Source organism: Pseudarthrobacter sp. 902506025 (assembly GCF_040702325.1).
Classification (GTDB): domain Bacteria; phylum Actinomycetota; class Actinomycetes; order Actinomycetales; family Micrococcaceae; genus Arthrobacter.
Window position 1 is genome coordinate 793,345 of sequence record NZ_JBFBKW010000001.1, and the last position, 22,458, is coordinate 815,802.

The following is a 22,458-nucleotide window of genomic DNA, read 5'->3' on the forward strand; positions in this document are numbered from 1 at the left end:
CGGCAGGGCCGGCTGGAGCTCCCGCTGCGGTCTAGCTGGCAAGGCCGGACGTCACTCGGATTCCAGGGCGGCCTGGACTTCGTCGCTGAGGTCGGCGTTGCTGTACACGTTCTGGACGTCGTCGAGGTCTTCAAGAGCGTCCGCCAGCTTCAGGAACTTGCGGGCGCCGTCGACGTCGAGTTCCACCTGCATGGAGGGCACGAATTCAACCTCGTCCGTGTCGTACTCAATGCCGGCTTCCGCCAGGGCCTCCCGGATGGCCTGGAGATCGCCCGGTTCCGAGTGGATCTCGAAGGTCTCGCCGTTGTCCTTGACTTCCTCCGCGCCCGCATCCAGGACGGCCATCAGGACGTCGTCCTCGCTCAGGCCGTTCTTAGGCAGGTTCACTACGCCCTTGCGGGTGAAGAGGTAGCTCACGGAACCGGGGTCGGCGATGGTGCCGCCGTTGCGGGAGATGGCCAGGCGGACTTCGGAGGCTGCCCGGTTCTTGTTGTCCGTGAGGCACTCGATCAGCAGGGCCGAGCCCTGGGGGCCGCGGGCCTCGTACATGATCTCGGTGTAGTCCACCACTTCGCCGGTGAGGCCGGCGCCGCGCTTAATGGCACGGTCGATGTTGTCGTTGGGAACCGAGGTCTTCTTGGCCTTGGTCACCGCAAGTTCCAGGCCGGGGTTGCCGGCGAGGTCCGGTCCGCCCATCCGGGCGGCAACTTCGATGTTCTTGATCAGCTTGGCAAACGACTTTGCGCGGCGGCTGTCAATGATCGCCTTTTTGTGCTTGGTCGTTGCCCATTTGGAGTGGCCTGACATGCTTTACGCTTCTCCTCTGATCATGCGGATAAAAAGTTCGTGTACGCGTTTCTCGCCGGTCACTTCCGGATGGAAGGAGGTGGCCAGCAGCTGGCCGGAACGCACTGCGACAATTCTAGCCGCCCCTGGCAGCGGTACGGCGTGCGAGGCCTGTCCGGGATCTGCCGGTTCCACCTGGGCCAGGACCTCCACGTCCGGCCCCACGCGTTCCACCCAGGGCCCGCGGATGAAGACAGCGTGCACCGGTTCCACGCCCGATTCGGTGGCACTGAAGTCCAGCCCCTTGAAGTCCAGGTCGGTTTCGAAGGATTCGCGCTGCCGGCCGAAGGCATTGCGGCGGACGGTGATGTCCAGGCCGCCGAACGTCTGCTGGGGGGCGCCGGACAGGTCGGTTGCCGGGTCGGCGATGTCCGACGCGAGCAGGATCATCCCCGCGCATGAGCCGTAGACGGGCAGGCCCTCGGCGATGTACTTGCGCAGCGGGTCGGCAAGGTCGAAGGCCCGCGCCAGCTTATCGATCGTGGTGGATTCGCCGCCGGGAATAATGAGGCCGTCCAGGCCATCGAGCTCCTCCGGGCGGCGGACGGCAACGCCCTGCGCGCCGGTGGCCTCTGCGGCACGCAGATGCTCGCGAAAGTCTCCCTGGAGAGCCAGGACACCGATCCGCAGGCCTGAGCCCACGCGCGCAGGATCAGCAGAAGGGGGGTTTGTCATCCCTCCAGCATACGGCCCCGGCCTCCGCCCGGTGCGGCGGGCCGGGGCCGGCAAAGGTTGCATGCCGCTGCTGGGATATATTCGAAACATGGTCTTCTTCACTGTTCCGCTCGGCAAGCTGGTCCGCAGGGTATCCCGGCTGCGGGGCGGCGGGTCCGCACTTCCGGGCCTGGTGGTCGAGAAAATCGATCCCGGCTTCATGCGGCGGACGCTCACCACCCTGCCCCACGGCGTGGCTGTGGTCAGCGGCACCAACGGAAAGACCACCACCACCAAAATGGTGGTCGAACTCCTGGAAAGCCAGGGCCTGAAGGTTTTCACCAACCGGACCGGCAGCAACTTCACGCGGGGCGTGGCAGCGGCCCTCCTGGGCGAGGTGGACTGGCGCGGCAGGCTGGACGCGGACGTTGCCGTCCTGGAACTCGATGAAGCCCACGCCGTCCATTTCGTGAACAGCGTTCCGCCCCGGTACTGCCTCCTGCTGAACGTGCTTCGCGACCAGCTGGACCGCTTCGGCGAAATCGACAAGACCGCACAGCTCCTGCAGCACATCGCCGCCAAAACCACGGGAACAGTGGTCCTGAACCGCGAGGACCCGCGGGTTGCCCGGATCGCCGACACGCTGACGGGACAGGACGTCAGGTACTTCGGCCTGGACGACTCCCTGCTGGGCACCTTCCCGAACGATGACGACATGCGCGCCGCTCCCGGCAGCCCCGCCCCGGCGGGCCTGCCCGCCAAACCGCAGGCCGACGTCGTCCTCCGCAAGGTGGGCGCAGACAGCGCCGAATTCGAGTACGACGGCGGCACGGTCACCACGGCGATGAAGCTGCGCGGCGTGTACAACATCTTCAATGCAGCTGCTGCTCTTACCCTCGCCCGCAGCATTTGCGGCGGCGGGGCCGCCACCGCGAACCACGAGACCCTGCTGCAGGCGCTGTCCCAGGTGGCGCCGGCCTTCGGCCGCGGCGAAAGCCTGACCGTGGACGGCCAGCCCCTGGACCTGGTTCTGGTCAAGAACCCCAGCGGGTTCCGGCTGGGACTGAAATCCTTCCCCGCTGCCGGTTACGCCACGATGATCGCCATCAACGACAACTACGCCGACGGCCGGGACATGTCCTGGCTGTGGGACGTGGAATTCGATTCGCTTCGCGGGGGCGGGGTGGAGGTGCTGACCGGATCGCGTGCCTACGACATGGCGCTGCGGCTGCAGTACGACGAAGTCCCCGTTGGCGCCGTGGACACCGACATTCCCGCCGCCCTTGCCGCCTTCATCCGGGAAGGCCAGGGCAAACCCAAACGGATCTTCTGCACCTACACCGCCATGCTTGCAATCCGCCGCGAGCTGTCCAAAATCACCACCGTGGAGGTTGTCTCGTGAGTCCGGCAGAAGCAGCAGAAGCTGGCGACCAGTCCAAGGGCACGCTGCGCGTGGTCCAGCTGTACCCGCGGGACATGAACATCTATGGCGACTGGGGCAATGCCCTGGTCCTGCAGCGCCGCATCCAATGGCACGGGTACACCCCCGAACTGCTTGAGTACAACGTGGGCGATCCCTTTCCCGAAGGCGTGGACATCATTGTGGGCGGCGGCGGCCAGGACAGCGGCCAGCTGGTCATCCAGGACGACCTGCAGGCCCGTGCCGGCCAGCTGAAGGAGTTGGCCGAGGACGGCGCACCCATGCTGATCATCTGCGGCCTCTACCAGCTTTTTGGCCGTTTCTTCAAGACGCGGACGGGAACTGTCATCCCGGGCATCGGCGTCCTGGACGTGGAAACCCACGGTACCGACGAGCGCCTGATCGGCAACGTCAAGGTCTCAACCACCGAGTTCGGCGAAGTCCTCGGTTACGAGAACCACAGCGGCCAAACCACCCTGGGCAGCGGGGTGCGGCCGCTCGGGACGGTGGCCAAGGGAACGGGGAACAACAGCAACGACGGCCATGAGGGGGCGCGGTACCGAAACATCGTTGCCAGCTACCTGCACGGCTCGCTGCTTCCCAAGAACCCTGCCATTGCCGACTACCTCATCCGCACAGCCGCGGAGCGCAAGTTCGGCAGCTTCTCCCCCGGCACCCCTGACGACGCCTACGCGGTCCTGGCACGGGAGCACGCCGCCCGCCGGCCCCGCTGAACTGCGACCGCCTGGATCACCGCCACTGGAAGTACTCCCGGTGGATGTTGAGCCTGCGGACACCCGCTGCCCGGAAGGCTTTGCGGAACTGCCGCAGCATGGCGTCGGGCCCACCCATGAAAACTGACAGCAGGCGCGGTTCGGTGCCCACCGCGGCCATGACCGCGGCCGGGGTCAGCCGCCCGTCCCTTTCGGTGTCAACCACATGGACCTTGAGCCGCGGGTGGTTCCTGGCGATGGCGATGATTTCCTCGGCAAAAGGCGACGGGCCCGCCGAGGTAACGAAGAAGTCGACATCTTCCTGCAGCCCGCCGCCCGGGTCTGCGTCCAGCGACCGCAGCCAGCTCAGGAAGGGCGTGATCCCCACCCCGCCGGCGATCCAGACCTGGTGGGCAGTGCCCTTGTGCCGGTCAAAGCGGCCGTAGGGGCCGCCCACCACGGCCGGCATCCCAGGCTGGACCACGTCGGGAAGCCTTGTGGTGTGGTCACCCAGAGCCTTGACCGTGATGCTGATGCCGCCCTCCTGGGCGGGCCCGGAAATGGAAAAGGGGTGCCGCTGCCAGCCATCCGCTGTTTCGAGGTAAACCATGGCGAACTGGCCGGGTTTGAACGCCAGGGGCCGGCCCAGGGGACGGAGCGCCACCTCCACCAGATCGGCCGCGACCGGGCGGACCCCTGCGACCTGGTAGTCGTGATGGGGCAGGAAACGGCGCGCCAGCAGCTCCCGGTAGACGTAGAACGCCAGCCCCGTTCCGCCGAGGGCCACATAGCTCCACCGCAGAACGGGCGCCGCTTCAAACGCACTGGCATCGAGCAGTCCATGCAGGAATCCGGCAGCCACAAACAAGCCTGTGAGGCGGTGGAAGCCGCGCCAGCGCTCATAACCACCCAGCAGACGCACCACCAGGCGGACCCCCTTGGTCTGCAGTGCGGCGAGCACCACGCGGCGGACGGGCGCCGGCAGCATAGTCCGCCAACGCGGCAGCACCGCCCACACCACCAGTGCGGCAAGGCCGGAAATGGCCACCACGGCCAGTGTCTTACCCGCGCTGGTTGCCTCCGGGTTGGACGCAAGTTCTATGTGCGGCAGCAACAGGACAGTAGCCGTAACGGCGGCCCTGCGGTGCCAGATCGCGGCATGGTCTATGCCGCCGAACACCGGCTCAACGTGCGGGAGTGTGCTGACCAGGACCAGGGCGATGGAGTACAGCAGCACGGATTCGCCGCCGAACAGCTGGCCCACATGGCGGAGTACGGGTTCACCTTCCGGGCGCGCGAAGTACCAGAAGATGCCGTAGGCCAGGGCCAGGACCGTGACAGCGCCCGGACCCACCCACCGTAAGGGCACGCCCAGGGATGCAGCCGCCTGCGTCGTGGCACTTTTGCTCATGGACCGGTGGCCCCCTCGTATAGCCGAACCCGTGTACGCCTTCCAGCACGTGCGGAATGGGGCCCGGAACGGACACCATAGCGGCAATTCTAGGGATGTGACCTGGGAGGCAGCACCATTTCCATCAATTGAGAACCGCGTCCCGCTGTGAAAGGTTTAGCCCATGACCAACCCCCTCCTCACCGCCAGTCCCCTGCCCTACGGGCTTCCGCCTTTCGAGGCCCTCACAGCAGGCCAGTACGGCGCCGCCATCGAAGCAGGACTGGCTGCCCACCTGGACGAGATCCGGGCCATCAGCAGCAACGCCGCACCGGCCACGTTTGAAAACACGGCACTGGCCATGGAACGCTCCGGGCAGCTCCTCAACAGGGCGGCTGCGGCATTTTTCACCTTGGTGTCGGCGGATGCCTCCGCGGAAATCCGGGAACTTGAAACAGAGCTTTCGCCGCGCTTCCAGGCCCACCAGGACGAAGTCTTCCTCAACAGTGCACTGTATGGGCGCTTTGCCGGCATAGATACGGACACCCTGGATTCCGAGTCAGCCCGCCTGGTGGAGGAGTACCTCAAGGAGTTCCGCCAGTCCGGGATCCAGCTCGATGCGCCCGGCCAGGGGCGGCTGCGTGCCATCAACGCTGAACTGGCCCGGTTGGGCACGGAGTTCGGACAGCGGGTCAAGGAGGGGATGAAGTCCGCGGCGCTGCTGCTGGAGGACGCCGGCGACCTGTCGGGCCTGCCGGCGGACGACGTCGCCAGTGCCGCGGAAGCGGCACGCGCCGCCGGGCACGACGGGAAATTCCTGCTTACCTTGATCCAGCCCGGCAACCAGCCGGCACTGGCCTCGCTCGAGAACCGGGACGTCCGCCGTCGTCTGTTCGAAGCATCCGTGGCCAGGGGCAGTGGCGGCGGGAGCCTGGATGTCCTGGACCTGGCCCGGGAGATGGCCGGGCTGCGGGCGGAAAAGGCCCAACTGCTGGGTTTCGCCAACTACGCCGAACTGGTGGCCGACCGGCAGACGGCGCCGGACTTCGAAGCCGTCCGGACGATGCTGGGCCGGATGGCGCCGGCGGCCGTCCGAAATGCCGACGCCGAGGCGGCAGCCCTGGCCGACGCCGCCGGGCATCCGCTGGAGGCCTGGGACTGGGCCTACTACTCGGCAAAGGTACGGCGGGAGAAGTACGACGTCGACGAACAGGCCCTGCGTCCCTACTTCGAACTCGACCGGGTAATCGAGGATGGTGTGTTCTTCGCCGCCACGTCGCTGTACGGGGTCACCTTCCACGAGCGGCATGACCTCCGCGCCTATCATCCGGACGTTCGCATCTGGGAGGTCCGGAACGGGGACGGAACCGGCCTGGGGTTGTTCCTGGGCGACTACTATGCGCGTGAATCCAAGCGCGGCGGTGCGTGGATGAACTCGCTCGTGGACCAGTCGGGTCTGCTGGGCACCCGGCCGGTGGTGATCAATACGCTCAACATTTCCAAGCCGCCCGCGGGTGAACCGACGCTCCTCACCCTGGACGAGCTGCGCACGCTTTTCCACGAGTTCGGCCACGCCCTGCACGGCTTGTTCTCCGACGTCACCTATCCCCGCTTTTCCGGCACTGCCGTGCCCCGGGACTTTGTGGAGTATCCGTCGCAGGTGAACGAGATGTGGATCATGTGGCCGGAAGTGCTGTCCAATTATGCGCGCCACCACGTCACCGGCGAACCTCTTCCGCAGGACGTTGTGGACAGGCTGGAGGAATCCCGGCTCTGGGGCGAAGGCTTTGCCACCACAGAGTACCTGGGCGCAGCCCTCCTGGACCTTGCGTGGCACACGCTGGAGCCAGGCGACGTTCCGGACGATGCCTTGGAGTTCGAGGCTAAGGCCCTGGCTGCGGCAGGGATTGCGCACCCCCTGATCCCGCCCCGGTACCGCACAGGCTACTTCCAGCACATCTTTGCCGGTGCCGGCTACGCCGCAGGCTATTACTCCTACATCTGGAGCGAGGTCCTGGACGCCGAGACCGTGGACTGGTTCAAGGAGAACGGCGGCCTGTCCCGCGCCAACGGCGAACGCTTCCGGCAAGAGCTCCTCAGCCGCGGCAACAGCCGGGACCCCCTGGAGTCCTTCCGGATCCTGAGGGGCCGCGAAGCCAACCTGGACCCCCTGCTGAAGCGCCGCGGCCTGGAGTAACCCCCATCGATTGCTGAGTACTTGTCGTTTTGAGCCCCGAAAACGACAAGTACGGAGCAACCGATTTAAAAGAACGACGCCGGTCCCCCACCAGAAAAGGTGAGGGAACCGGCGTCGTAAGTTAGAAACAGAGCCGAAGCGGCAGGCGGTGGTGATCCGGCAGCGTGCGTAAAAGGGGCCCTGCGTCCCGGCTCGCCGCGAAGCGGCTTCAGCGGGACGCGGGGAATAGCACGCAGAGGATCAGCGCCGCCAGGCGCCCAAAGTGGACGCGAGGAGAGACTTACCAGCCGCGCTCAGCCAGGCGGTGCGGCTGGGGGATCTCGTCGACGTTGATGCCCACCATGGCTTCGCCGAGCCCGCGGGAGGCCTTGGCGATGACGTCGGGGTCGTCGAAGAAGGTGGTGGCCTTGACGACGGCGGCGGCGCGCTGGGCGGGGTTGCCGGACTTGAAGATGCCGGAGCCGACGAACACGCCGTCGGCGCCGAGCTGCATCATCATGGCAGCGTCAGCGGGGGTGGCGATGCCGCCTGCAGTGAACAGGACGACGGGGAGCTTGCCGGCAGCGGCAACTTCCTTGACCAGTTCGTACGGGGCCTGGAGTTCCTTGGCGGCGACGTACAGCTCGTCCTCGGGCAGCGAGGAGAGCTTGGCGATCTCGGAGCGGATCTTGCGCATGTGGCCCGTGGCGTTGGAGACGTCGCCGGTGCCGGCCTCGCCCTTGGAGCGGATCATGGCCGCGCCCTCGTTGATGCGGCGCAGGGCCTCACCGAGGTTGGTGGCACCGCAGACGAAGGGAACCTTGAAGTTCCACTTGTCGATGTGGTTGACGTAGTCGGCCGGGGTCAGGACCTCGGACTCGTCGATGTAGTCGACACCGAGGGACTGCAGGACCTGGGCTTCCACGAAGTGGCCGATGCGGGCCTTGGCCATCACCGGGATGGACACGGCGTCGATGATCTGGTCGATCATGTCGGGATCGGACATGCGGGACACGCCGCCCTGGGCGCGGATATCGGCCGGAACACGCTCCAGCGCCATGACTGCCACGGCACCGGCGTCTTCGGCGATGCGGGCCTGCTCGACGTTGACGACGTCCATGATGACGCCGCCCTTGAGCATCTCGGCCATGCCACGCTTCACGCGGCTGCTGCCCGTGACGCTGTTCGCGGACGAACCGGCCTCGTTGCTTACATCAGGTGTAGACACAAAAACCCCTATGGGTAGACAGATGATCTTCGCCGGGCATGCGGCGGCAGCTGCCGGCGGTGCACGCACGGATTGCCGGGTCGCTTGACCGGGCACTTATATACTAGTCCCCCGCCGCACGGCCGGCTTAATCATGCTTAATCAGCGGGCGTGGGTTCCGCCAGTGACTGCCGGCGCACGGAAACGACGCGCTGCACGACGGTGATGAGGCTCGCCGCAGCCAGGAGGACCAGGGTGGCCAGGAGCACCACCGGTGGCAGTCCCAAACCGGTCAGGCCGGTGACCACCAGCACGGAGACCAGGCGTTCGGCCCGTTCTGCGATCCCGACGTTGGCGGTGAACCCCAGCGACTCGGCCTTGGCCCTGGCGTAGGACACAACCATGCCCAGGACCAGGCACAGCAGCGCGCTGACGGCGATGGCGGTGTTGTTTCCACCGGTGAAGAACCATACGGACACGCCGGCGAAGAGGGCGCCATCAGCGACCCGGTCAAGGGTGGAGTCGAGGAAGTTTCCCCACCGGCTCTTGACGTCCTGCATCCGGGCCATGATGCCGTCCAGGACGTCGGAAAAGATGAACGCGGTGATGAAGACGGTCCCCCAAAAGAGTTGACCCAGGGGGTAGAAGATGAGGGCTCCCGCGGCAACACCCGCGGTTCCAAGGATGGTGACCGCGTCCGGGGAGACACCAATTTTCAGGAGCCAGCGGGCCAGTGGGGTAAACAGCGCGGTGAAGAAACCGCGGGCATGCCTATTCAGCATCCGACTCCCCGGGCCAGGCCTCAGCCACTTGTTGCCGGACCTCATCAAGGGTCTGGGTGATGGCTTTGGTCTGGGCGATGATGGGGAAGAAATTACCGTCCCCGCCCCACCGCGGCACAATGTGCTGGTGCAGGTGTGCGGAGATACCTGCACCGCCCACCACGCCCTGGTTCATGCCCAGGTTGAAGCCGCCGGGATTGGACACTTTCCGCAGGACCCGCATGGCCGTCTGGGTCAGCTCGGCGAACTCCGCTGTTTCTTCAACCGTAAGGTCCGTGTAGTCCGGAATGTGCCGGTAGGGGCAGACCAGCAGGTGGCCCGGATTGTAGGGGAACAGGTTCAGCACCACGTAGCAGGTCCGTCCGCGGTAGACGATGAGCGCCTCTTCGTCGGTGCGGCCGGGGCCTACGCAGAACGGGCAGTCGTTCTCGTTCTTGAACTGGTGCTGGCCGCCCTTGATGTAGGCCATGCGGTGCGGAGTCCACAGGCGCTGGAAGGCGTCCGGGACACCGGCGAGGGCAAAGTCGTCGGTAACGCCGGCATCGCCTGGATATCCTGCGCCTGTGTTCTCCTGCACTGTGCTGCTTCCGTTCGGCTAGCTGGTCCGGTTGCGGACGGCTTCGGTGATGCGCTTGACCGCTTCCGCGACGGGCACGCCGTTGTCCTGGCTTCCGTCCCGGAAGCGGAACGAAACAGCGCCCGCCTCTGCATCGTCTCCGCCCGCGATCAGCACGAACGGGATCTTGTCCTTGCTGGCGGTGCGGATCTTCTTGGGGAAGCGGTCCGAGGACGTATCCACCTCGGCGCGGATACCTGCCGCCTTGAGCTGGCCAACGACGTCGAACATGTAATCGTTGAACGCCTCCGCCACGGGTATGCCCACCACTTGGACCGGAGCCAGCCACGCGGGGAACGCCCCGGCGTAGTGCTCGGTGAGGACGCCCATGAAGCGCTCCACCGATCCGAAGAGCGCGCGGTGGATCATGACGGGACGCTGGCGGCTGCCGTCGGCGGCCTGGAATTCCAGCTCGAACCGTTCGGGCAGGTTGAAGTCCAGCTGGATGGTGGACATCTGCCAGGTACGGCCCAGGGCATCCTTGGCCTGCACGGAAATCTTGGGACCGTAGAAGGCTGCTCCGCCTGGATCGGGCACCAGCTCCAGCCCGGACTCCTGGGCTACCTCGGCGAGGGTCCTGGTGGCTTCCTCCCAGGTGGCGTCGTCGCCGACGTACTTCTCGGGGTCCTTGGTGGACAGCTCGAGGTAGAAGTCGTTCAGCCCGTAGTCCTTGAGCAGGTCCAGGACGAAGGTGAGGGTCTTGGTGAGTTCGTCCTTCATCTGCTCGCGGGTGCAGTAGATGTGGGCGTCGTCCTGTGTCATGCCCCGGACACGGGTGAGGCCGTGCACCACACCGGACTTCTCGTACCGGTACACGGAGCCGAATTCGAACAGCCGCAGGGGCAGCTCACGGTAGGACCGGCCGCGGGAGCGGAAGATGAGGTTGTGCATGGGGCAGTTCATCGGCTTCAGGTAGTAGTCCTGGCCGGGCTTGCGCACTGTGCCGTCCTCATTGAGTTCAGCGTCGACGTGCATGGCAGGGAACATGCCGTCCTTGTACCAGTCCAGGTGCCCCGAGACCTCGTACAGGTGGCCCTTGGTGATGTGCGGGGTGTAGACGAACTCGTAGCCGGCCTCGACGTGCCGCTGCCGCGAGTAGTCCTCCATCTCCTTGCGGATGATGCCGCCCTTGGGGTGGAAGACGGGCAGGCCGGAGCCCAGTTCGTCCGGGAAGGAGAACAGGTCCAGTTCGGAGCCGAGCTTGCGGTGGTCGCGGCGCTCGGCTTCGGCGATGCGTTCCTGGTAGGCCTTCAGGGCGTCCTTGGTGGGCCAGGCGGTGCCGTAGATGCGCTGCAGCTGCTGGTTCTTCTGGTTGCCCAGCCAGTAGGCCGACGACGAACGGGTCAGGGCGAAGGCGTTGGAGATGAGCTTGGTGTTGGGCAGGTGGGGGCCGCGGCAGAGGTCGCACCAGACGGTGGTGCCTTCCTTGCGTTCCACGTTGTCGTAAATGGTGATGTCGCCGGCGCCGACTTCGACGTTCACGCCTTCCCCGGCTTCGGCGGCTTCGTTCTTTTTGCCCAGGAGCTCGAGCTTGTAGGGCTCGTTCTTCATGGCTTCGCGGGCCTCGTCCTCATTGACCACGCGGCGGACGAACTTCTGGTTCTGGTTGATGATCTTCTGCATCATCTTTTCGAGGGTTTTGAGGTCCTCGGGAGTGAACGGCTCGGCAACGTCGAAGTCGAAGTAGAAGCCGTCGGTGATGTAGGGGCCGATGCCGAGTTTGGCGTCGGGACGGAGCTGCTGCACGGCCTGGGCCATGACATGGGCGGTGGAGTGCCGCAGGACGTTCAGGCCGTCGGGGGAATCAATGGTGACGCCTTCCACCTCGGCGCCTTCAGGAAGTTCCTGGTCCAGGTCCTTCAGTTCGCCGTTGACGCGGGCAACAACAACGTCACGGCGCTCAAAGAAGAGTTCCGCACCGGTTGTCCCGGTAGTCACCTTGGTCTCTTCGCCATCGACGAGAAGGGTGATCTGCTGGGCATCTGACACGGGTGTCTCCTATTCAAAGTTGAGGCTTCATAGCTTGTGGCATACGGGGACCACAGCCAGCCACCGTCAATGCTATCGGTTCCGGTATGGGCCGACCAACGCGGCGCACGGGGGTGCGGAACCGCGGTTACCCGTTGAACCCGGTAATCGCCAGCGTCCTGCTGATGCCATCGAGGGGATGTGGCACATCGCCGAAGGCCTCCGGGCTGGACACCCCGGTGGACCCGCCGATGGACTCCGGCAAGGGCAAACTGTCCGTTTTGCCCAGGTCCCAGGCCATGCTCGCGCTGATGCTGATGCCCCGGGGACCGGTCCTTCGGGTGGTCCCGCGGATCAGCAGCAGGCGGGTTCCAAACAGAAGCGGACCGGCGTTTTCCTGGGCCTCGTGGAAGAAGACCGAATCCACGCAGCCGGTGCCGTCGTCGATGCTGATGAACACCACCCGCCTGCCGCCGCGCATGGGAGGAGTCTGGGTGGCCACCCGCACCCCTGCCACCAGCACTTCGGTCCCGTTGCGCAGGCTGAGAAGTTTGTCGGCAGTGGTGACGCCCAGCCTTTCCAGCAGGGGCCTGTGGCTGTCCATCAGGTGGGAACTGACATCGACGGCCATGAGATCCAATTCCGCCCTGACGTTGTCCACCATTGTGGGGGCGGGAAGTCCAGGTTTGATGTTACGCAGTTCGACGTCGCCCAGGGGAAGGGACAACTGCCCCTCCAGCACCTCAAAGCCTTTCCGCTGGCCATTGGCTGATTGAAGCTGCTGCAAATGGTGCACCAGGTCCGCGCGGTTGGCGGTGCCTCCGGCTTCGCGGTGCAGGGAATCAAAGGCCCCCAGCTGCGCAAGGCGCCTAATGCTTGGCTTGCTGAGCCGCGAGCGCGCCCGGAGATCCGCCAGTGAGTCATATGGCTGGCCGGCGACAATCCGCTTCAGTTCTGCAGCAGACAGGCCGTAAATCCCGTTCAGGCTTAGCCTGATTCCCAGCCTGCCGGCGTCCGTGCCTGTCCCGATCCGCTCCACCCGGTATTCGGCTTTGCTGCGGTTAATGTCCAGGGGAAGGATGGGAATGCCCAGCCGGCGGGCTTCGGCCACGAGCAGCCGTTTGGGGTACATGCCGGGGTCGTGCTCCCATAAGCCTGCAAGGAAGGCTTCGGGGTGGTGTGTCTTGAGCCAGGCGGACTGGTAGGTGGGGACAGCGAAAGCAGCCCCGTGGGCTTTGCAGAAGCCGAAGCTGGCAAATGACTTCAACGTCCCCCACACCTTGTCCACCACCTCGGGGGTGTACCCCCTGGCTTTGGCGTGGCGCCGGAAGTACTCCTCCACCCGCGCTTCTCCGGCCTCGCTGCTGAGTGCCCGGCGGAATTCGTCGGCTTTTGCCAGGCCGCAGCCGGTCATGACGTGGAGGGTTTTCAGGATCTGCTCGTGGAAGACGGTGACCCCGTGGGTTTCCTGCAGCACCGGCTTGAGGTCAGGGTGGGGGTAGACCTCAGGGGCGAATCCGTGCCGGTGTTCCAGGAAGGGCCGCACCATGTCCGATTTCATCGGTCCCGGGCGGAACAGTGAAATATCGATGATGAGGTCGTTGAACTCCCGCGGCGCCATTTTGCCGATCAGTTCCCGCTGCCCGGGTGATTCGATCTGGAAGCAGCCAAGGGTATGCGTGCTCCTGATCAGTTCATAGGTGGCTTCGTCGTCGAGGGGGACGGCGTTGAGGTCTATCCGGCCGTTGGCGGCAATGTAGTCGGGGCCGGAACCTTCCGGGCCCGCAGGGTGGTTCCCCGCCTTGACCACTTCCTCCTTGGAGGGATGGATCCTGATGATCTCCCGGACCGCAAACGCCATGGCGCTCTGCATGCGGACACCCAGGACATCGAGTTTGAGCATGCCCATGGGGTCCATGTCATGTTTATCGAACTGGCTCATGGGCAGTCCAAGACCGCTGGGCTGGACCGGGGTGCGGTCCAGGAGGGTGGCATCACCCAGGATGACACCGCATGGGTGCATGGATATGTGGCGGGGCAGCCGGTCGAGCCGTTCGGTCAGGTCCACCAGCAGGTCCAGTTGCTGGTTGCCATGGGCGTCGCGTTGCTCCACCCGGCCGGCAAACTCTCGCAGTTCCGGTTTTTCCTGCAGTGCTTCCCGGAATTTCCGTGCAGAGAACCGCCACAGCTGCTTGGCGATCTCCCCCACCTCGTCGTCGTCCATGCCCAGCGCCAGGCCGGCGTCGCGCACGGCACCACGGGCGCGGTATCCGTTCTGCATGCTCATCAGGGTTACCCGTTCAGAGCCGAAGCGTTCGAAGATCCGGTGGTAGACGTTGTGGCGTTCAGCGCTTTCGACGTCGATGTCGATGTCCGGAAGGGTGGCGCGGTCGTTGGAGAGGAAACGTTCAAAGATCAGGTCGTGCTGAAGGGGATTCACATGGCTGACGTCGATCAGGTAATTCACCAGGCTGGATGCTCCCGAACCTCTTGCTGCCGCCCTGACCCCCATGTCCTGGATCATCCGGGACACCTCGGCAACAGTGAGGAAGTACGAGGAGAAGCCCAGGTTGTGGATGATCCCCAGCTCATGGTCCAGGCGGGCCAGGATCTCCTTCTCCGTGTTGCCAGTGGCGCCCGGGAACCTCCGGCCGATTCCTGCATGGCAGCGCTGGATGAGTTCAGCGTGCGGATCCTGGCTGATGCCAATAACGGATGCTTCGGGAACCACGGGCTGTTTCCATCCCATGTCTGAGGTGGGATCGATCCGGCAGAGATCGGCGAGCGCCTCCGTCTGTGTCATCAGCTGCTTGAGGTCGGCTGCACCATAACCGGCAGCGGAAATGATTTCCTTACCCAGCCCCAGCATCTGCGCCGGGGTTTTCAGCCACCCCTGGCCGGTGGGCTGCAGGAGTGGTTCCCCTGCCAGTTCGGGCAGGGACTTCAATGTCCGGGCCGAATCCAGGACGTCAGCGGTTGGTGCTCCGTCCGCAGCGCAGTACCTAACGGCATTGGACAGGACCGCCGGTACCTGGTGTTCCTCGGCGAGCCTGAGCATGCGCACAGCATGCGCCGTGCTCATCGGGGTACCAGGTGCGCTGAGTTGGGAGACGATTTCAGCCACCACGGTTCCGGCGGGCATGGCGTCGAGCCACTGCTTGAAGAGGGTCCGGGGCCGCAGGTAGCGCCGTCCGCCCATGGCCCGGCCCACATCCGAATCAGGGCCGAGCAGTACGGTGAGCACCGGCTTAAGGGTTTGGGGGTCCAGGGTGCGGGAGGCCAGTTCGGCGCGGGTGACAGCAGCGGGCACCGCTCCCCCGGCTTTCCCCGAGGTCCTTGCGTGGGCGTCGGAAACCAGGCGGCACAGCGCACGGTATCCGGCACCGTTGTTTTGGCCGCGGGCCAGCACCACCACCCTGCCTGACACCTGCGTTCGGTGATCGCCGTCGTCGTCAAACACTGCAAGGTCCACCCCCACAATGGGGTCGATGCCCGCGGCCATGCAGGCCTTGAGGTGCTTGATGGTTCCGTAGAGGCCATCCCGGTCTGTACAGGCGAGGGCTGTGGCACCGTCGGCGGCGGCAGCCATGGCCAGTTCCTCCGGCCAGGAAACACCGTAATGGGCGCTGAACGCCGTGGAAACGTGAAGGTGGGTGAAGCTCATGCTGGACTGGTCAGGCTGTTCTGTGGCGGAGGGCGTCATGGATCCGCAGCAGCCGCCAACGGTTGCTGCGGAGATGGCGGGTCAGGTCAAGGGTGAGGGGTTCTGCGCCGGCCGGTTCTTCCGGCGCAGCGGAACGGGAGGCTGCCCGGGAGGGCAGAACCTGCACGCGCCAGATTTCGTGATCCACCACGCCCTGGCCGCTTCCCAGCGGTGCCCTGCTGTCCTCCGCCCACCATTGCCGGCGTTCGTACCACCGGAGGGGTTCGGCGCAGACGGTGTAGGAAGCCCCGGCCCAGCTCAACGATTCCGGCTGTCCGGCTTTGTTGCACACCACGTCAACAGACTCGCTGAACATGCCCATGCGCACCTCCCGGACGATTCTCCCCATAACAGGTATTCGAATATGTATTCGAATAAAACCAGTCTACGCCGGGATGGCATCAAAACATAGGCGGGGGTGGACGGGGCGTGCGGCAGGGAGCAGGATGTTGGCATGAGTACCGATGACGCACTCCTGAAGCAGGCCAGCATCAAGACCGAGGACTCCACCCTGGTCGCCACGTTCGATATCGACGGCACCATACCGGTATCCGGTGCCTACGTGGTGGGGTTGATGGGAGCCTCGCCTGATTATTCGGCGCAGCGCCGGCTGTGCATTGAGTTCATGAACGGGGAGGCCATCGCCTGCTACGCGTTCAACCGGGACCAGGGAATCGAAGAGGATTACGACCTGTCCGGCGTCACCCACTCACAGAGCAGCATCACCGGCAGCTTTCCCCTGACGGCGTTGAACGGGCTCGGGCAGGGGCATGTCCTTTCCGCCTTCAGTGAGGCGGACGGACGGGAGTTCCAGCACGGGGTGCCGGTGGAGGAAGCACTCTAAGCTTCCTCAGCTGTTTTCTTTATGGATCCGCAGTTCAAGTTCAATGAACGCGGAGATCATGGCCCGGTAGGTTGACTCCACGATGTCCGGGTCAATGTCCTTTTTCTCGGCAGCAGCCCGCACGTGTTCAATGATCCGCTCCACCCGGCCCGGGGCGCGCACCTCGGCGTCATCACCCTTCAGCGTGCCGGCGATCCTGATCAGCCTCTCGCGGCGGGCGATGAGGGTGACAATCTGCTCATCCACCTCGTCAACAGCAACCCGGACGGCAGCGAGCTGTTCCCTGTCGGCCCGGGCATCCCTATCGTTTCCTTGAATTGTCGCCATCATCTGACAGTATCGAAGCATGGAGCCCAGAGTCGACTTTATCTCCCTCGGTGTCCGCAGTGTCGAGGCCTCGCGCGCCTTCTACGTGGACGGCCTTGGCTGGCCCGTCCACCGCGAGGTTGCCGGGGAAGTCCTGTTCATCCAGGTGAACCATGGGCTGGTGCTCTCCCTCTGGGACAGCACCCAGATGCAGGCCGAGGCCGGCACCAGTCCTCCCGCCGGCGTCCCCGGCATCACGCTCAGCCACAACCTGGGAAGCCCGCAGGAAGTGGACAGCGTCATGGAACAGGCTGCGGCGGCCGGTGCTGCCATCGTTGCCGAGCCCGTCACCAAGGCGTGGGGCGGCTACGCAGGATATTTTGCCGACCCTGACGGGTTCCGCTGGGAAGTGGCGTACAACCCCACCTGGGCAGTGGACGACGCCGGCACGGTCACCGTCTGACGGGCGGCGGCCCGGGCGGGGCTGCTAGAACAGGGCTTCCACCGGGCGGATCAGTTCCGGGCCGTTGTTGCGGACATTGCCCACTTCCTTGCCCACGGAGTCCACCTGCCAGTCGGCTGCGGCCTCCTTAACCCCTGACCGCACCAGGTCAACGAGTGCAGCGGCATCGTCCGCCTGCGGGTCCAGCCAGGCCTCCATCGTGGCCTTGTCCATGGGCAGCGGCACCCTGTCATGCAGCTCGGTCAGTTTCCCGAAGATGGTGGATTCCGTCCCTGGCGGCGGCGTGTCGGCCGTGAGGATCGACGTGGACAGCAGCCAGCGTCCGGGCTCCCCCTCCTGCACGGACGGGTCCTTCCACCACTCGTAGAGGCCGGCGAAAACCAACCCATGGTCCCCGCCCGGGTGCACGTAGTAGGGCTGCTTCGATTTCCCGGGCCCCTGCTTCCATTCGTAATAGCCGTCCGCCGGGACGGCGCAGCGGCGGGACTGCACAGCCTTCCGGAAGGCCGGCTTCTCCAGCACGGATTCGCTCCGGGCATTGATCATGCGGGATCCGATTCCGGGATCCTTTGCCCAGGACGGGACCAGGCCCCAGCGCGCCACATGCAGCTGGCGGACCTGCCGGGGCTCGGCATCGCCATCCACCAGCCGCTCCAGCACGATGGGGACCGCGTCGGTGGGTGCCACGTTCCAGGACGGCGTGATGGTGACCTCGTCCTCCAGCCCGGCGTCGAATTCGGCCAGGAGATCACCCACGGCGCGTGCCATTACGTAGCGTCCACACATGCCACCAGCTTGCCACCGCCCGCCACAAACTGTCATCCAGGCACCGCAGCGGCCACCCGGCACGGGGGAATACCGCCGGCCACGCTACGGTTGACAGTAAGGAAACCTTTCAAGCGACGTATAGGAGATCCCTGTGGACTTCACTCCCGAATCCGGCACCATCACCATGTTTTCCACCACCTGGTGCGGCTACTGCAACCGGCTGAAGAAGCAGCTGGACGCACAGGGCATCGGCTACACCGAAATCAACATCGAAGAGGTGGACGGCACGGCTGAACTCGTGGAGCAGCTGAACGGTGGCAACCGCACCGTCCCCACGGTCCTCTTCCCGGACGGCACCGCGGCCACCAACCCGTCCGCCGCGGAGGTCAAGAGCCGCCTGGCCGCCTGACCGGCCGCCGCGCCGGAACTGTTGCGGGTCATGCCCCCAGGCTGCTGAAGGAAGCAGCTTCCAGGGTGGCATGGCCCGCATACGTGTTAAGGATGGCCTGCTCGACGGCGGCGACGTCCAGGCCTGGCACCAGATCGTTGGCGGCGCCGGCGGTGGCGGGATCCCAGTCCAGGCCGAGCGCGGCATAGCTGTCGGTAAGGACCTTCCGGATCGGGGCGGAGTCCTCCACCACAATCACCGAGCTGAAGAGCCAGCCGCCGGAGACAACCCGCTGGGCGGTGCCCACCAGTTTCACCCTCCGGGAGCTGTCTGCGGGGTCGGTACCGTGGACACTGAATTCGCCGGGACAGTATTCACCGGGAATTTCACCCACGGCCGCCTGCACGCCCACGCTCCGCAGCGCCTCCGCAAACAGGTCCCCGAAGTAGCCGAACCGGGCTTTGGATCCGGCGACGGCGTCGGTATCCGGTTCAATGTGGTCCACCACCAGGGTGCCCCGGTGGTAGGCGGCAGCGCGGCCGCCCGCCCTCCGGACCAGGGGTTCGAAGCCGTTGTCCCGGCAGGCCTGGGCTGCGGCGTCGAATCCCGGCAGCCGGGTATCCCGCTGCCCGAACGCCACGGTGGGCGAGGGCCGGTACAGCCGCAGGGTGGGACCAATGGCGCCGCTCCGTGCCCTTGCCAGCAGCTCCAGGCCGAATTCGAGGTCCCGGCCCGCGCCGAGCGACACGTCCTGCCGCACCACGGTGAGCGTGCTGGATCCGGTACCGGTGTGGTGCATTGTGGCGAAGCTCCCATGGTGTGGCGGCGACAATTTCAACGTCGACAGGTTTCAGTGGCGGCGGTTCATGGCCCGCGGACGGGCAGGCCACCCCTAGGTTACGCCCGACGGCGGCAGCCGCCTTATCGTCCCCGCCGCCCCACCCACAGCGCGTGCAGCAGCGGAAGGGCCGACGCGGTCATCAGCACATTGCCCAGCGCAAGGTCGTCGGGGCGGACAATGGCTCCCGCGAGCAGCAGGGCCCCGAAGACCAGGGCCGAGGCTGAGCGGCGCACAGCCCGGTCCAGCCGCGCAGCCTGGCGCTCCAGGCGTGGGACGGAAACCTGCAGCGATCCTTCCTCCAGCCTCCCGGCCAGGGCATCCAGGCGGCCCGGGAGGCGGAGGGCAACACCGGCAGCGTCGACAGCCTGCCGGGCAACGTCCTGCACCACGTTGCCCCGTTCGTTCCGCAGCAGCTGCGCGGCGTAGGGCTCCACCGAATCCCAGAGGTTGAAACGCTCATCCAGGGCACTGCATACCCCGGAGGTCAGGGACATGGCCCGGATGATCAGCAGGAAGTTCTCCGGCAGCTGGAACGGCAGCGACCGGACCACGTCGCCGAACTCCACGGCAAAGTCACGGAACTCCCGCGGGTCGACCTCGCGCAGTTCGGCGAATCCCATGCCGCCGAAGCGGGCGAAGAGCTGCGTCATGGCGCGTTCCAGGCCCACGCTGTCGGCTGACGGCATCAGGACGCCCACGTCATTGATGGCCGCCACGAGCCCCTTGCCGTCCCGGGCGGCGGCTGCGATCAGCAGCTTCCGCAGGCCGCTGCGCGTGGAGGCCGTGACTTCGCCCATCATCCCGAAGTCGATGAACGTCAGCTTCCAGGGAAGTCCCCCTGCGTCCGGGGGGACCGGGGTGACGAAGATGTTCCCCGGATGAGGGTCGGCGTGGAAGAAGCCGTTGGTGAACAGCTGGTCGAACATGATGGACGCGAATACCGGTGCAACCGCGGCGGGATCGATGCCGGCGGCACGGAGCGCCCGGACGTCCGTGATCTTGATGGCTGTGACGTCCTCCAGGGTGAGCACACGGCGGGTGGTCCGTTCCCACACCACGCCCGGGACTTCCACGCGGTCGTCCCCGGCGAAATCCGCGGCGAACCGCTCGGCGTTGACGGCCTCGTGCAGGTAGTCGATTTCCAGCAGGCTGGTCTGGGCGAATTCCTCCACCAGCGCCGGCATGTCGGCGCGGCGGGAAACGAGCCGGATGTGGCTGAGCCAGCCGGCAACCTTGCGCAGGGCGGCAAGGTCGACGTCGACAATTGCGCCGATGCCCGGGCGCTGCACTTTCAGGACCACGGCGTCGAGTCCGGTGTCCCCGGCGTCGGCAGGATTCAAGCGGCCGCGGTGGGCCTGGCCCAGGGAGGCAGCCGCAATCGGCGCTGGGTCCACCGAGGCAAAAACGTGCTCCAGCGGTGTTCCCAATTCCCTGGCGGCCAGGGCGGAGATGGCCGGGAAGTCGACCGGCGGCACCTCGTCCTGCAGCCCCTCCAACTCCTTGGTGATCTCGGGCGGAAGGACATCGAGCCGGGAGGACAGGAACTGGCCCACCTTGATCATGAGGCCACCGAGGTCCACGGCCAGGTCATGGAAGCGCTGGGCAAAGCTCCGCATCCGCCGTGACCGCGTCCTGGCGGCCACCCGGCCGAGGCCAATCCGGGGCAGGAACAGCTCGAACCACCACGTGGCGGCGAGGTTCCAGGCAGCGAAGCGCAGAATCCGCCGGTAGCGGCCGCGGTGTTCCCGCAGGGGCAGCTGGGGGTTCGCCCTGTCCTGGACGGTGGACGCCACCCCCGTCAGTCCTGGGCGAGGATCGCGTACAGGCGGCGGCGGGCCTCGTCCAGCACCGCCACCGCCTGGTGCACCTGCTCCTGGGTGCCGGTACGGCCAACCTGCGCCGCGGCCTGGGCCAGCTCGATCCCGGCTTTGGGCAGGGAAGCAACGCCGCCGGGCAGTGGGCCGGCCGGATCCCAGGGCGCAGCCCCGGGGTGGGCCGCCACTTCCTCGCGGCCGGCTTCGGTCAATGAGTAGATTTTGCGGCCGTTGGATTCCTCGGCAGTGATTGATCCTTCATCCGCCAGCAGCTGCAGGGTGGGGTAGACGGAGCCCGCGCTCGGTTTCCAGCTGCCCCCGCTGCGTTCTTCGATCTCGCGGATGATCTGGTAGCCGTGCATGGGCCGTTCGGCCAGCAGGGCCAGCACCGCCGTCCTGACCTCACCTTTCCCGGCGCGGGTTCCGGCCCGCTTTTCGAACCGGGAGCGCAGTTCCTCGACGGCCTGCCACATACCGTCAAGATTGTTCCCGCCGAATCCGCCCGCAGGGTATGAAGCACGCATCATGAACTCCTTTGCCAATCGTGAACGATATACAACGATACTCAGCGATACATGCCCGCACCATAGGTCAGGACCCGCGCACGGCGAGGACCAGTCACAAGGTCAGGGAGTGGGAATCATCAGGATTTGCGCAGGGTCAGGATCTGTTCAGCCCGCCCGAACGGCCCCTGCCGGTCGTGCAGGACGGTGGATGTCAGCCCAATTCCGTCGCTGCCGAACGACACCGCGTTGTCCAGTCCCAGCCATTCCCCCCGGGGCCGGCGGTACATGTGGATCTGCAGGTCCAGGTTGGGGAACGCGTAGCTGCCTTTCCCCGGCGGAACCCTGGCCGCGATGCCGTTGGCCGTGTCCACCATGCCCATGAGGCGGGCCAGGTCGCCGCTGTCGGCGCGGTCGGTCAGGGGGTGGTCGGTGCGGAGCCACACCTTGCCCGCTCCGGGCCGGTGGCCCTCGGCCACCCTCATTTCGAGGGAGCGGATGTAGCCGCCGGGCCAGACGGCGGCGCCGTCGTACGGCTTGCATTCGTCGGGTCCGGGGATCGCTGCGTCCTCGACGGCGGCGACTTCAGCGGTGTCACTGGTCAGCATGCGCCACCCGGCGGCACGGATGGCGGTGCGGCCGCCGGCCACCAGCTCCGCCTGCACCAGTTCGATGGTCCTGCCGGGACGCAGCGTAGTGGTCTCGATCCGGAACTCGCCGCCCGGGATCAGTCCTAGGATCTCGTAGCTGAGGCGGGCCATCCGCATGTCTTCCCGCGGCTGGTGCCGTTCCAGGGCATCTGCCATGAGGCCCGACGCCGGGGCCATGTGCTGTTCGTGGACGTTCCAGGCACCCTGGGCGTGGATGGTGGAGCGGAACCGCCCGCCGCCCAGGTCCTGGTAGTAGGAATTGCCTTCGGCGAGTTCAGGCAGGTCTGCAGTCAAGGCTGGCCCCTTACGGAAATTCAGTGAATTGCCACTAACTCTATCCCCCGTGGACACCGCACGGCGCGGCGGCGCGGGCAACGAAATGTTGGAGGGTGCGGGTGGCAATCGG

General features: G+C 65.9%; 21 protein-coding genes. 6 read left to right on the forward strand and 15 right to left on the reverse strand.

The features are described from left to right. Positions 1 to 51: 51 nt before the first annotated feature. Together AB0280_RS03555 and pdxT are read right to left on the reverse strand one after the other, a co-directional pair. The gene (locus AB0280_RS03555) at positions 52 to 807 is read right to left on the reverse strand and encodes a YebC/PmpR family DNA-binding transcriptional regulator (protein WP_159631889.1); all 756 of its coding nucleotides are present in this window, start codon (positions 805 to 807) and stop codon (positions 52 to 54) included. Between the two features lie 3 nt (positions 808 to 810). Beyond that, the gene (gene pdxT / locus AB0280_RS03560) at positions 811 to 1,521 is read right to left on the reverse strand and encodes a pyridoxal 5'-phosphate synthase glutaminase subunit PdxT (protein WP_159631888.1); all 711 of its coding nucleotides are present in this window, start codon (positions 1,519 to 1,521) and stop codon (positions 811 to 813) included. 88 nt (positions 1,522 to 1,609) lie between these two features. On the opposite strand from pdxT, the gene AB0280_RS03565 reads away from it, so the two are divergent. Further along, positions 1,610 to 2,902: a MurT ligase domain-containing protein gene (locus tag AB0280_RS03565; RefSeq protein ID WP_366366212.1), complete on the forward strand. Its 1,293-nt coding sequence runs from the start codon at positions 1,610 to 1,612 to the stop codon at positions 2,900 to 2,902. Then, positions 2,899 to 3,654 carry a type 1 glutamine amidotransferase gene (locus AB0280_RS03570; RefSeq protein ID WP_366366213.1) on the forward strand — a complete coding sequence of 252 codons (756 nt, stop codon included), beginning with the start codon at positions 2,899 to 2,901 and terminating at the stop codon, positions 3,652 to 3,654. Before AB0280_RS03565 ends, AB0280_RS03570 begins: the two co-directional genes overlap by 4 nt. 16 nt (positions 3,655 to 3,670) lie before the next feature. On the opposite strand, the gene AB0280_RS03575 is transcribed toward AB0280_RS03570, so the two are convergent. After that, complete coding sequence (locus AB0280_RS03575; protein WP_366366214.1) at positions 3,671 to 5,044, reverse strand: ferredoxin reductase family protein; 1,374 nt, start codon at positions 5,042 to 5,044, stop codon at positions 3,671 to 3,673. 163 nt (positions 5,045 to 5,207) lie between these two features. Between AB0280_RS03575 and AB0280_RS03580 the strand changes: the two genes are divergently transcribed. Then, a complete protein-coding gene (locus tag AB0280_RS03580) occupies positions 5,208 to 7,220 on the forward strand; it encodes a M3 family metallopeptidase (RefSeq protein ID WP_366366215.1) in 2,013 nt (670 codons plus the stop codon). Positions 7,221 to 7,500: 280 nt separating this feature from the next. Here AB0280_RS03580 and pdxS read toward each other — a convergent pair whose 3' ends face one another. The 6 genes from pdxS to AB0280_RS03610 form a co-directional block, all read right to left on the reverse strand. Next, positions 7,501 to 8,427, reverse strand: coding sequence for a pyridoxal 5'-phosphate synthase lyase subunit PdxS (gene pdxS, locus AB0280_RS03585; protein ID WP_159631883.1), 927 nt, complete (start codon positions 8,425 to 8,427; stop codon positions 7,501 to 7,503). Between the two features lie 137 nt (positions 8,428 to 8,564). Then, the gene (pgsA, locus tag AB0280_RS03590; RefSeq protein ID WP_275180195.1) at positions 8,565 to 9,188 is read right to left on the reverse strand and encodes a phosphatidylinositol phosphate synthase; all 624 of its coding nucleotides are present in this window, start codon (positions 9,186 to 9,188) and stop codon (positions 8,565 to 8,567) included. Next, the gene (locus AB0280_RS03595) at positions 9,178 to 9,765 is read right to left on the reverse strand and encodes an HIT family protein (protein ID WP_159631881.1); all 588 of its coding nucleotides are present in this window, start codon (positions 9,763 to 9,765) and stop codon (positions 9,178 to 9,180) included. Before AB0280_RS03595 ends, pgsA begins: the two co-directional genes overlap by 11 nt. 18 nt (positions 9,766 to 9,783) lie before the next feature. After that, on the reverse strand, positions 9,784 to 11,793 hold the full coding sequence (gene thrS / locus AB0280_RS03600; protein WP_307490550.1) for a threonine--tRNA ligase: 2,010 nt from the start codon (positions 11,791 to 11,793) through the stop codon (positions 9,784 to 9,786). A gap of 127 nt (positions 11,794 to 11,920) precedes the next feature. Next, on the reverse strand, positions 11,921 to 15,436 hold the full coding sequence (locus AB0280_RS03605) for a DNA polymerase III subunit alpha (protein WP_366366216.1): 3,516 nt from the start codon (positions 15,434 to 15,436) through the stop codon (positions 11,921 to 11,923). Positions 15,437 to 15,446: 10 nt separating this feature from the next. Continuing rightward, positions 15,447 to 15,797 carry a DUF6504 family protein gene (locus tag AB0280_RS03610; protein ID WP_366366252.1) on the reverse strand — a complete coding sequence of 117 codons (351 nt, stop codon included), beginning with the start codon at positions 15,795 to 15,797 and terminating at the stop codon, positions 15,447 to 15,449. A 132-nt stretch (positions 15,798 to 15,929) separates the two neighbouring features. On the opposite strand from AB0280_RS03610, the gene AB0280_RS03615 reads away from it, so the two are divergent. Further along, positions 15,930 to 16,319 (forward strand): hypothetical protein, encoded by a 390-nt coding sequence (locus AB0280_RS03615; protein ID WP_159631878.1) that lies wholly within the window; start codon positions 15,930 to 15,932, stop codon positions 16,317 to 16,319. 6 nt (positions 16,320 to 16,325) lie between these two features. Here the strand turns inward: AB0280_RS03615 and AB0280_RS03620 are convergent, their stop codons facing one another. Beyond that, positions 16,326 to 16,649, reverse strand: a complete 324-nt coding sequence (locus AB0280_RS03620; protein WP_159631877.1) for a chorismate mutase — start codon at positions 16,647 to 16,649, stop codon at positions 16,326 to 16,328. A gap of 16 nt (positions 16,650 to 16,665) precedes the next feature. Here AB0280_RS03620 and AB0280_RS03625 point away from each other — a divergent pair, with 16 nt between their 5' ends. After that, on the forward strand, positions 16,666 to 17,088 hold the full coding sequence (locus AB0280_RS03625) for a VOC family protein (RefSeq protein ID WP_159631876.1): 423 nt from the start codon (positions 16,666 to 16,668) through the stop codon (positions 17,086 to 17,088). 24 nt (positions 17,089 to 17,112) lie between these two features. Here AB0280_RS03625 and AB0280_RS03630 read toward each other — a convergent pair whose 3' ends face one another. Then, complete coding sequence (locus AB0280_RS03630; RefSeq protein ID WP_366366217.1) at positions 17,113 to 17,874, reverse strand: SOS response-associated peptidase; 762 nt, start codon at positions 17,872 to 17,874, stop codon at positions 17,113 to 17,115. Between the two features lie 133 nt (positions 17,875 to 18,007). On the opposite strand from AB0280_RS03630, the gene AB0280_RS03635 reads away from it, so the two are divergent. Beyond that, positions 18,008 to 18,265: a mycoredoxin gene (locus AB0280_RS03635; protein WP_141941622.1), complete on the forward strand. Its 258-nt coding sequence runs from the start codon at positions 18,008 to 18,010 to the stop codon at positions 18,263 to 18,265. A 28-nt stretch (positions 18,266 to 18,293) separates the two neighbouring features. On the opposite strand, the gene AB0280_RS03640 is transcribed toward AB0280_RS03635, so the two are convergent. The 4 genes from AB0280_RS03640 to AB0280_RS03655 all read right to left on the reverse strand — a co-directional run bounded on the left by AB0280_RS03640 (position 18,294) and on the right by AB0280_RS03655 (position 22,346). Continuing rightward, the gene (locus AB0280_RS03640; protein ID WP_366366218.1) at positions 18,294 to 19,043 is read right to left on the reverse strand and encodes a lipoate--protein ligase family protein; all 750 of its coding nucleotides are present in this window, start codon (positions 19,041 to 19,043) and stop codon (positions 18,294 to 18,296) included. A gap of 122 nt (positions 19,044 to 19,165) precedes the next feature. Then, on the reverse strand, positions 19,166 to 20,878 hold the full coding sequence (locus AB0280_RS03645; RefSeq protein WP_159631873.1) for an ABC1 kinase family protein: 1,713 nt from the start codon (positions 20,876 to 20,878) through the stop codon (positions 19,166 to 19,168). A gap of 5 nt (positions 20,879 to 20,883) precedes the next feature. Continuing rightward, on the reverse strand, positions 20,884 to 21,423 hold the full coding sequence (locus AB0280_RS03650) for a PadR family transcriptional regulator (protein WP_159635460.1): 540 nt from the start codon (positions 21,421 to 21,423) through the stop codon (positions 20,884 to 20,886). 119 nt (positions 21,424 to 21,542) lie between these two features. Next, the gene (locus AB0280_RS03655) at positions 21,543 to 22,346 is read right to left on the reverse strand and encodes a thioesterase family protein (protein WP_275180199.1); all 804 of its coding nucleotides are present in this window, start codon (positions 22,344 to 22,346) and stop codon (positions 21,543 to 21,545) included. Positions 22,347 to 22,458 lie beyond the last annotated feature (112 nt).

Coding starts and splice junctions, on each gene's coding strand:
- AB0280_RS03555 (WP_159631889.1), bottom strand. CDS start 807: ATGTCAGGCCACTCCAAATGGGCAACGACCAAGCACAAAAAGGCGATC.
- pdxT (WP_159631888.1), bottom strand. CDS start 1,521: ATGACAAACCCCCCTTCTGCTGATCCTGCGCGCGTGGGCTCAGGCCTG.
- AB0280_RS03565 (WP_366366212.1), top strand. CDS start 1,610: ATGGTCTTCTTCACTGTTCCGCTCGGCAAGCTGGTCCGCAGGGTATCC.
- AB0280_RS03575 (WP_366366214.1), bottom strand. CDS start 5,044: ATGAGCAAAAGTGCCACGACGCAGGCGGCTGCATCCCTGGGCGTGCCC.
- AB0280_RS03580 (WP_366366215.1), top strand. CDS start 5,208: ATGACCAACCCCCTCCTCACCGCCAGTCCCCTGCCCTACGGGCTTCCG.
- pgsA (WP_275180195.1), bottom strand. CDS start 9,188: ATGCTGAATAGGCATGCCCGCGGTTTCTTCACCGCGCTGTTTACCCCA.
- AB0280_RS03605 (WP_366366216.1), bottom strand. CDS start 15,436: ATGAGCTTCACCCACCTTCACGTTTCCACGGCGTTCAGCGCCCATTAC.
- AB0280_RS03610 (WP_366366252.1), bottom strand. CDS start 15,797: ATGGGCATGTTCAGCGAGTCTGTTGACGTGGTGTGCAACAAAGCCGGA.
- AB0280_RS03615 (WP_159631878.1), top strand. CDS start 15,930: ATGAGTACCGATGACGCACTCCTGAAGCAGGCCAGCATCAAGACCGAG.
- AB0280_RS03620 (WP_159631877.1), bottom strand. CDS start 16,649: ATGATGGCGACAATTCAAGGAAACGATAGGGATGCCCGGGCCGACAGG.
- AB0280_RS03625 (WP_159631876.1), top strand. CDS start 16,666: ATGGAGCCCAGAGTCGACTTTATCTCCCTCGGTGTCCGCAGTGTCGAG.
- AB0280_RS03630 (WP_366366217.1), bottom strand. CDS start 17,874: ATGTGTGGACGCTACGTAATGGCACGCGCCGTGGGTGATCTCCTGGCC.
- AB0280_RS03640 (WP_366366218.1), bottom strand. CDS start 19,043: ATGCACCACACCGGTACCGGATCCAGCACGCTCACCGTGGTGCGGCAG.
- AB0280_RS03650 (WP_159635460.1), bottom strand. CDS start 21,423: ATGCGTGCTTCATACCCTGCGGGCGGATTCGGCGGGAACAATCTTGAC.